The following is a 9,631-nucleotide window of genomic DNA, read 5'->3' as shown; positions in this document are numbered from 1 at the left end:
GCTGCGCATCGCCGGCGCCGAACCGCGGCCCGACCTGATCCTGCTCGACGTGATGATGCCGGGCATGGACGGCCACGAAGTCTGCGAGCGGCTCAAGGCCGACCCGGCCACACGCGACGTGCCGGTCATCTTCCTCACCGCCCGCTCCGACGTGGCCGACGAAACGCGCGGACTGGCGCTGGGCGCGGTCGACTACATCACCAAGCCGATCAGCCCGCCGATCGTGATGGCGCGCGTGCGCACGCACCTGCGGCTCAAGGCCAGCGCGGACTTCCTGCGCGACAAGGCGGCCTACCTGGAGGCCGAGGTCGCGCGCCGCACCGAGGAGCTGGCGGCGATCCAGGACGTGACCATTCTGGCGATGTCCTCGCTGGCCGAGACGCGGGACAGCGACACCGGCAACCACATCCGGCGCACCCAGCATTACGTCAAGGCGCTGGCGCAGGCGCTGCGCGGGCATCCACGCTGGCAGGCGCTGCTCACGCCGGAGTACATCGCCACGCTGTTCAAGTCGGCGCCGCTGCACGACATCGGCAAGGTGGGCATCCCCGACCGCATCCTGCTCAAGCCGGGACGCTTCACGCCGGACGAATTCGAGATCATGAAGTCCCACCCGGCGCTGGGCCGCGACGCGATCGCGCAGGCCGAGGCCCAGCTCGGCACGCCGGTCGCCTTCCTGTCCACGGCCAAGGACATCGCCTACGGCCACCAGGAGAAATGGGACGGCTCCGGTTATCCGGAGGGCCTGCGCGGCGAGGCCATCCCGCTGTCGGCGCGGCTGATGGCGCTGGCCGACGTCTACGACGCGCTGATCAGCCGCCGCGTCTACAAGGACGCGATGCCGCATGGCGAGGCGGCCGCGATCATCGTCGAGGGCCGCGGCAGCCATTTCGATCCGGAGGTCGTCGACGCCTTCCTGCGCATCCAGGACGAGTTCCAGGACATCGCGCGCCGTTTCGCCGACGACGACGAGACGCTGCGCCGCAAGCGGGACTGGATCGAATCGACGATGGCCGCCCCCGAATGACCCGACATCTCTCACCTCAGTCCGCCCACCGCAGACCCCCCACCGCAGTCCGCCATCGCATTGCCGTCGAAGGATCTCGGTGATCGGGGACGGTGATGCGTGGGGTACCGGCGCTTGCCGCCGGTGCCCCATGCATCGGCGGCCAACGCCCGGGCCTCCGCAGGACGGGAGCGTCCCGCAAACGCGCCAGCGCTCCATAATCCCGCGCCATGCGCCGCACGACCATCCTCCTGCTTGCCACCCTCTTCCTCGCCACCGGGGCCTTCGCCCAACAACCGCGCCCGGTGACGCCGCGCGGTCCGCTCGACGCCCAGGAGCAGAACAACATCGCGGTGTTCCGCAAGGTGTCGCCGTCGGTGGTGCACATCACGACGCTGGCGCAGCAACGCGACTTCTTCTCGCGCAACGTCACCGAGGTACCCAGCGGCACCGGCTCGGGCTTCCTGTGGGATGAGCGCGGTCACATCGTCACCAACTTCCATGTGATCCGCGGCGCCTCGGCGGCGAAGGTCACGCTGTCGGACCAGACGGCGTATGACGCGACGCTGGTCGGTGTCGATCCCGACCGCGACCTGGCCGTGCTGCGCATCGCCGCGCCGCGGGAGAAACTGCAGCCGGTGCCGATGGGCAGCAGCCGCGAGCTGCAGGTGGGCCAGACGGTGTACGCGATCGGCAACCCGTTCGGCCTGGACCAGACGCTCACGCGCGGCATCGTCTCGGCGCTGAATCGCGAGATCGAGTCGATGACGCAGCGCACGATCCGCGGCGCGATCCAGACAGATGCGGCGATCAACCCCGGTAACTCGGGCGGGCCGCTGCTCGATTCGGCGGGCCGGTTGATCGGCGTGAACACGTCGATCTTCAGCCCCAGCGGCGGCAGCAATGGCATCGGCTTCGCGATTCCCGCCGACGAGGTGAACCGCGTCGTGCCGCAGCTGATCCAGCATGGCCGCGTGATCCGCCCGGCGCTCGGGCTGACCGCGGGCACCGAGCAATTGCGCCAGGTGCTGCGCCTGCCCAAGGGCGTGGTGCTGATCGGCCTGCAGGCCGGCGGTGGCGCGCAGCGGGCGGGCTTGCAGCCCTTCATGCGGGGGCGCGACGGGCGCATCGTCGGTGGCGACGTCATCACCGCGGTGAACGGCAAGCCGGTGGCCGATCTCGACGAGCTGCTCAGCGAGCTCGAGGAGCGCCGCGTCGGCGACAAGGTCACGCTGACGGTGTGGAACGGCGGCAAGACGCGGCAGGTGCAGGCGGAGCTCGGCAGCGATTGACGGGCCACCGCCCCTACCCCATCCGGCGATAACCCTGCCGCCGCCCCGGTCCCGGACCCGCGCCTAGACTCCGCGGCCATGCATCCCCGTCTCTCGATCCTCGACCTCGCCCCCATCGTCGAGGGCGGCACCGCCGCCCAGGCGCTCCACGACAGCATCGCGCTCGCGCAGCACGCCGAGCGGCTCGGCTACACCCGCTACTGGGTCGCCGAACATCACAACATGGACGGCGTCGCGTCCTCGGCCACCGCAGTGCTGATCGGCCAGATCGCGGCGGCGACCTCGACGATCCGGGTCGGCTCGGGCGGGATCATGCTGCCCAACCACGCACCGCTGACCATCGCGGAGCAGTTCGGCACGCTGGCGACGCTCTTCCCCGGCCGCATCGACCTGGGGCTGGGCCGCGCGCCCGGCACCGATGGCCCGACGATGCGCGCGCTGCGCCGTCACCTGTCGACGGCGCACGAAGACCGCTTCCCCGAGGACGTGCTGGAACTGACCGCCTACCTCGCGCCCGAGCAGGAGGGCCAGGTCGTGCGCGCGATCCCGGGTCAGGGCACCGAAGTGCCGATCTGGCTGCTGGGGTCGAGCCTGTACGGCGCGCAGCTCGCGGCCTACCTCGGCCTGCCGTTCGCGTTCGCGTCGCACTTCGCGCCGGCGATGCTCATGCAGGCGCTGGAGATGTACCGGGCACAGTACCGGCCCAGCGCCCGGCATCCCCAGCCCTACGCGGCGGTCGGGCTGAACGTCATCGTGGCCGATACCGACGCGCAGGCGCAGCGCCTGTTCACCTCGCTGCAGCAGCGCTTCCTCGGCATGCAGCGCGGGCAGCGCGGACCACTGCCGCGGCCAGTCGACCAGATGGCCGACCTGTGGACCGCGGGCGAGCAGCTGGCGGTGGAACGCATGCTGTCGGAATCCATCGTCGGGTCGCCGCGGACGGTGCGTGAAGGGCTCGCGGCAACGCTGGAGCGCACCGGGGCGGACGAGTTCATCGTGGCTTGCGCGGTCCACGATGCGGCGGCGCGCAGGCGGTCTTATGAGCTGCTGGCGGGGGTGGTGGCGGGGTGAGAGGACGCTCTCCGCCTGCCCTCTCTCTGGGTCCGCATGGGGGAAAGATTTTCCCGGCTCCGCCGCGAAAACCCTTCCCCCATACACCGATACATCAGCCTACTTCCACGGTTTGGCGGTAGGGGCGTGCGGGAGAGCCCGGAAGGCGTGACGCGCAGGTCGGAGCAGCCAATGAAAAGGGCCACGCGTGAGCGTGGCCCTTTGTCTTGCGCGTCGATTGATGCGCGATTGATGCGTCGTTTGGCGCGTGGGGTTCAGGGGGCGTGTTCAGCCCACCCACTTGCGGGCGTTGCGGAACATCCGCATCCAGGGGCTGAACTCGCCAGCGTCGCCGCCGGTCCAGCTCATCTGGATGTTGCGGAAGACACGCTCCGGATGCGGCATCAGCGCGGTGAAGCGGCCGTCCGCCGTGGTGACCGCGGTCAGGCCTTGCGGACTGCCGTTGGGATTGAGCGGGTATTGCTCGGTCGGCTGGCCGTCACCATCGACATAACGCATCGCGCGCAGCACCTGGTCGGGATTGCCGCGCTGCGAGAAGTCCGCGAAGCCCTCGCCGTGCGCGACCGCGATCGGCAGGCGGCTGCCGGCCATCCCAGTGAAGAAGATGCTCGGCGAATCGACGATCTCGACCTGCGCCAGGCGGGCCTCGAACTGCTCGCTGCGGTTGCGGACGAACTTGGGCCAGTGTTCGGCGCCCGGGATCATCGGCGACAGCGCCGCCAGCATCTGGCAGCCGTTGCAGACGCCCAGCGCGAAGCTGTCCGGACGGGCGAAGAAGGCTTCGAACGCGGCCTTCAGCACCGGGTTGAAGAGGATGGAGCGCGCCCAGCCCTCGCCCGCGCCCAGCGTGTCGCCGTAGCTGAAACCACCGCAGGCGACGAAGCCCTTGAAGTCCTTCAGGTCGACCGCGCCGGCCTGCAGGTCGCTCATGTGCACGTCGTAGGCGTCGAAGCCGGCCTGCGCCATGGCGTAGGCCATCTCGACATGCGAGTTGACGCCCTGCTCGCGCAGGATCGCGACCTTGGGGCGCACGCCGCTGGCGATGAAGGGGGCGGCGACGTCCTCCTTGACGTCGAAGGTCGGCAGCCAGTGCAGGCCCTTGCCGGGCGTGCCGGCCAGGGCATGCTCCTGGTCCGCGCAGGCCGGGTTGTCGCGATCGCGGGCGATGCGCCAGGACACCTGGTCCCATTCCTGCTGCAGCTCGTTGAGCGGCGCGGCGAAGACCTTCTTGGCGTCGCGCCAGACCTCGGCCTGCTTCGTGTCATTGGTCTTGCCGACGACATGCGAGATCTTCGACAGGCCGTGCGCGCGCAGCGTCTGCAGGACGGCGTCGCGGTCGGCGGTGGGGACCTGCAGCAGCACGCCCAGTTCCTCGTTGAACAGGGCCTTGAGCGTCAGTTCCTCGCGGCGCGCGCTGACCTGCGAGGCCCAGTTCTTGGAGTCGCCCATCTCGGCGCGGCTGTCGCTGATGCCGTCGCCCTCGGTGACCAGCATGTCGACATTGAGGCTGCGCCGCGCTGGCCGGCAAAGCCCATCTCCAGCGCCGCAGCGAAGAGGCCGCCGTCGCTGCGGTCGTGGTAGGCCAGCAGGCGGCCCTGGCCGCGCAGCTCGTTGACCGCGGCCACCAGCGCCTTGAGCAGCGCGGGCTCATCGAGGTCGGGCACCTCGGGGCCGAACTGGTTCAGGGTCTGCGCCAGGATCGAGCCGCCCATGCGCATGCGGCCCTGGCCGAGGTCGACCAGCACCAGCGTGGTGTCGCCGTCCCGCAGTTGCGGCGTGAGCGTGCCCCGCACGTCGGCCAGCGAGGCGAAGGCCGTGACGATGAGCGAGACCGGCGCGGTGACCTGCCTGGTGACGCCGTCCTCGGACCAGCGGGTGCGCATCGACAAGGAGTCCTTGCCCACCGGGATGGAGATGCCCAGCGCGGGGCACAGGTCCATGCCGACAGCCTTGACGGTGTCGTAGAGCGCGGCGTCCTCGCCGGGCTCGCCGCAGGCCGCCATCCAGTTGGCCGAGAGCTTCACCCGCGGCAGCTCGATCGGCGCGGCCAGCAGGTTGAGGATGGCCTCGGCGACCGCGACACGGCCGGACGCGGGCGCATCGACGGCGGCCAGCGGGGTGCGCTCGCCCATGCTCATGGCCTCGCCGCTGAAGCCCTTGAAGTCGGAGAGCGTGACCGCACAGTCCGCCACCGGCACCTGCCAGGGGCCGACCATCTGGTCGCGGTGGTTCAGGCCGCCGACGGTGCGGTCGCCGATGGTGACCAGGAAGCGCTTGCTGGCTACCGTGGGGTGGCGCAGCACGGTGCGCGCGGCCGTGGCCAGGTCGACGCCGTCCAGCGAGAGCGCGCCGCCCGAGCGCGCCACGCGCGTCACGTCGCGGTGCATCTTGGGCGGCTTGCCCAGCAGGACGTCCATCGGCATGTCGATGGCGCGCTCGCCTTGCGGGCCGTCCTCCAGCACCAGCTCGCGCTGCTCGGTGGTGACGCCGACGACGGCGAAGGGGCAGCGTTCGCGCTCGCACATGGCGGTGAAGAGCGGCAGGCTTTCCGGCGCGATCACCAGGACGTAGCGCTCCTGGCTCTCGTTGCACCAGATCTCCTTGGGCGCCAGGCCGCTTTCCTCGAGCGGGACCTTGCGCAGGTCGAAGATGGCGCCGCGGCCGGCATCGTTGACCAGTTCCGGGAAGGCGTTGGAGATGCCGCCCGCGCCGACGTCATGGACCGCCAGGATGGGGTTGCGCTCGGCCAGGCCCCAGCAATGGTTGATGACTTCCTGCGCGCGGCGCTGGATCTCGGGGTTGCCGCGCTGGACCGAGTCGAAGTCCAGGTCGGCGGTGTTGGTGCCCGCGGCCATCGAGCTGGCCGCGCTGCCGCCCATGCCGATGCGCATGCCGGGGCCGCCGAGCTGGATCAGCAGCGAGCCGGCGGGGAACTGGATCTTCTTGGTGAGGTCGGCGCGGATCGCGCCCAGGCCGCCGGCGATCATGATCGGCTTGTGGTACCCGCGGCGGATGCCGTCGACGTCCTGCTCGAAGACGCGGAAGTAGCCGCCCAGCGCGGGCCGGCCGAACTCGTTGTTGAAGGCGGCGCCGCCCAGCGGACCCTCGGTCATGATCTGCAGCGCGCTGGCGATGTGCGCGGGCTTGCCGACCGGGTCCTTCTCCCACGGCTCGTTCAGGCCCGGCAGATGCAGGTTGGAGACCGAGAAGCCGGTCAGGCCGGCCTTGGGCTTGGCGCCGCGGCCGGTGGCGCCCTCGTCGCGGATCTCGCCGCCGGCGCCGGTGGACGCGCCCGGATGCGGGGAGATGGCCGTCGGGTGGTTGTGGGTCTCGACCTTCATCAGCACGTGCGCGGTCTCGGCACGGGCCTCGTACTTCGGCGCGCGGCGATCGCCGGCCGCCATCCAGCGCTCGATGGCGTGGCCCTCCATCACCGCGGCGTTGTCGGCGTAGGCGATGACGGTGTGCTGCGGCGACACCTTCTCGGTGTTGCGGATCATGCCGAAGAGCGACAGCGGCTGCGCTTCACCGTCGATGGTGAACTGGGCGTTGAAGATCTTGTGGCGGCAGTGCTCGCTGTTGGCCTGCGCGAACATCATCAGCTCGACGTCGCTGGGGTCGCGGCCCAGCTTCTGGAAGGCGGCGACGAGGTAGTCGATCTCGTCGTCGGAGAGCGCCAGGCCCCAGGCGCCGTTGGCTTCCTCGAGCGCCGCGCGGCCGCGGGCCTGCACCGGCACGTGCGCGAGCGGCTGGGCCTGCTTGTCGTCGAAGAGGTGGGCGGCATCCTCGCGCGACAGCAGCACGCTTTCGGTCATGCGGTCATGCAGCAGGTCGGCGCAGGCCAGCAGTTCCTCCTGCGTCAGCGGCTTGGCGCCGCCGGTCAGCCCGGCCAGCAGCCCGGACTTGAGCGTCAGGCGGAACTCGGTGACGCGCTCCACCCGGTGCAGGGCCAGGCCGCAGTTGTGGGCGATGTCGGTGGCCTTGGAGGCCCAGGGGCTCAGCGTGCCCAGGCGCGGGGCGACGACGATCAGCGCGCCCTCGGTGGCGCCGTCGTAGCGGTCGCCGTAGTCCAGCAGCGAAGCCAGCTTGTCGCGGCCTTGCGCGTCCAGCGCCGCGTCGGTCCAGACCCAGTGGACATGACGGGCATGCACCGCGGTGATGCGGTCGCTGACGGCCTGCAGACGCGCCAGCAGCGCCGCGGCCCGGAAGGACGAGAGGGCATTGCCCCCCTCGAAGTGAATCAGATGCTTGGAGGAGGTGGTGCTGGCCATGGGATCCCAGGGGGTTGCGCCGCGCGCGCCGCGGCGGTGAAGCCCGGCATTCTAGCCAGCGCCGCCGGACGACCCGGGTTTACCCCGGCCGGCGCGCCCCTTCGGCGGCCCTCCCGGACCGACCTTGGGGCGCCCTCCCCGTCCCCCTTCAGCGGCACTCGCTGAGGCGGTCCAGCGCGATGTGCAGCTGGTGCTCGGTCAGCTTGCCCCGCGAGGGCTGCACCCAGGCCCCCGGCGCGCCGGTGGTCAGCGCCTTGATCGCCACCACCTTGACCGGCTCGGGCTGCACCGGCCGCTCACGGTCCAGCGACCACCAGCCATCGGCCACCGTGCAGTTCATGCCGACTTCCACCACCGGGGCGGCCCGGGCGACGACCGGGCCGCCATGACGCTCATGCCCAGGGCGCCTGATGCCAACAGGCTGACAACAACATTCGATCTCACCGCAACTCCCTGATATCTCGTTCGAGTGAGCGAATGTATCGATGTGACGTGACGTAACCGCCCGGAAACTCCGGAATTCGCCCGCGACGGCGCCCCTCATTCAGGGGATGCCGGCCGCGCCGGAGGAAAAAGTGACGCCTCCATGCCCCCGGACGGGGGCCGGAAGACTCATCCCCAGGGCGCCGGGGCTCTTCCATGCGGCGGATGGCGGCCGTCATGGCTTGTCGCTACATTGATGGGCTTTCGGACCCGACGGCCGCCTCCCATGAAGCTGGCGTCCCCGGGTCGTTCATCGCCACTGGAGACCACCATGTCCCGCAAGACCCCCATCGAGCACTACCGCAACATCGGCATCTCGGCGCACATCGACGCCGGCAAGACGACGACGACGGAGCGCATCCTGTTCTACACCGGGGTCAACCACAAGATCGGCGAGGTGCACGACGGCGCCGCGACGATGGACTGGATGGAGCAGGAGCAGGAGCGCGGCATCACGATCACCTCGGCCGCGACAACCTGCTTCTGGAAGGGCATGGACCTGTCCTATCCGGAGCACCGCATCAACATCATCGACACCCCGGGGCACGTGGACTTCACGATCGAGGTGGAGCGGTCCATGCGCGTGCTGGACGGCGCGGTGATGGTGTACGACTCGGTGGGCGGCGTGCAGCCGCAGTCCGAGACCGTCTGGCGCCAGGCCAACAAGTACAAGGTGCCGCGGCTGGCCTTCGTGAACAAGATGGACCGCATCGGCGCGGACTTCTACCGCGTGCGCCAGATGATGGTGGACCGGCTCAAGGCCAACCCGGTGCCCATCGTGCTGCCCATCGGCGCCGAGGACCAGTTCAAGGGCGTGATCGACCTGCTCAAGATGAAGGCCATCGTCTGGGACGAGGCCTCGCAGGGCATGAAGTTCGAGTACCAGGAGATCCCCGCCGACCTCAAGGCCAAGGCCGAGGAATGGCGCGAGAAGATGGTCGAGGCCGCCGCCGAGGCGGACGAGGAACTGATGAACAAGTACCTCGAGAGCGGCGAGCTGAGCGAGGACGAGATCAAGCGCGCGATCCGCCAGCGCACCATCGCCGGCGAGATCCAGCCGATGCTGTGCGGCACCGCGTTCAAGAACAAGGGCGTGCAGCGGATGCTGGACGCGGTGATCGATTTCATGCCTTCGCCGATCGACATCCCGCCGGTGCACGGCACCGACGACGACGAGCAGGACACGACCCGCAAGGCCGATGACAACGAGAAGTTCAGCGCCCTGGCCTTCAAGCTGATGACCGATCCGTATGTGGGCCAGCTGACCTTCGTGCGGGTGTATTCGGGCATCCTGAAGTCGGGCGACTCGGTCTACAACCCGACGCGCGGCAAGAAGGAGCGCATCGGCCGCATCCTGCAGATGCATGCGAACCAGCGCGAGGAGATCAAGGAGATCCTGGCCGGGGACATCGCGGCCTGCGTGGGCCTGAAGGACGTGACCACGGGCGAGACGCTGTGCGATCCGGAGGCGATCATCACGCTCGAGAAGATGGTGTTCCCGGAGCCGG

General features: G+C 69.8%; 5 protein-coding genes and 1 pseudogene. 4 read left to right on the top strand and 2 right to left on the bottom strand.

Translation table 11 applies throughout. The annotated features are described in order from the left end of the window. The 3 genes from FUT87_RS15605 to FUT87_RS15595 all read left to right on the top strand — a co-directional run. A partial coding sequence (locus FUT87_RS15605; protein ID WP_147241603.1) for an HD-GYP domain-containing protein occupies window positions 1-1,027 on the top strand: 1,027 nt, incomplete at its 5' end. A gap of 209 nt (window positions 1,028-1,236) precedes the next feature. Continuing rightward, entirely contained in the window at window positions 1,237-2,298 is a 1,062-nt protein-coding gene (locus FUT87_RS15600; protein ID WP_147241602.1) for a S1C family serine protease, read from the top strand. Window positions 2,299-2,376: 78 nt separating this feature from the next. Continuing rightward, window positions 2,377-3,369, top strand: a complete 993-nt coding sequence (locus FUT87_RS15595) for an LLM class flavin-dependent oxidoreductase (RefSeq protein WP_147241601.1) — start codon at window positions 2,377-2,379, stop codon at window positions 3,367-3,369. Between the two features lie 267 nt (window positions 3,370-3,636). Here the strand turns inward: FUT87_RS15595 and purL are convergent. Both purL and FUT87_RS15585 read right to left on the bottom strand, forming a co-directional pair. Continuing rightward, window positions 3,637-7,640 (bottom strand): annotated as a pseudogene (gene purL / locus FUT87_RS15590) (phosphoribosylformylglycinamidine synthase). A 148-nt stretch (window positions 7,641-7,788) separates the two neighbouring features. Then, complete coding sequence (locus FUT87_RS15585) at window positions 7,789-7,980, bottom strand: hypothetical protein (protein ID WP_147241600.1); 192 nt, start codon at window positions 7,978-7,980, stop codon at window positions 7,789-7,791. 414 nt (window positions 7,981-8,394) lie between these two features. On the opposite strand from FUT87_RS15585, the gene fusA reads away from it, so the two are divergent. Beyond that, window positions 8,395-9,631: elongation factor G (gene fusA, locus FUT87_RS15580; protein ID WP_147241599.1), on the top strand; the 1,237-nt coding region annotated here is incomplete at its 3' end.

The sequence above is a fragment of the Mitsuaria sp. TWR114 genome (genome assembly GCF_007997345.1).
The sequence above is the reverse complement of the archived record's forward strand: the minus strand, read 5'-3'. Positions and strand labels throughout refer to the sequence as shown.

Coding starts and splice junctions, on each gene's coding strand:
- FUT87_RS15585 (WP_147241600.1), bottom strand. CDS start 7,980: ATGAACTGCACGGTGGCCGATGGCTGGTGGTCGCTGGACCGTGAGCGG.
- FUT87_RS15600 (WP_147241602.1), top strand. CDS start 1,237: ATGCGCCGCACGACCATCCTCCTGCTTGCCACCCTCTTCCTCGCCACC.
- FUT87_RS15595 (WP_147241601.1), top strand. CDS start 2,377: ATGCATCCCCGTCTCTCGATCCTCGACCTCGCCCCCATCGTCGAGGGC.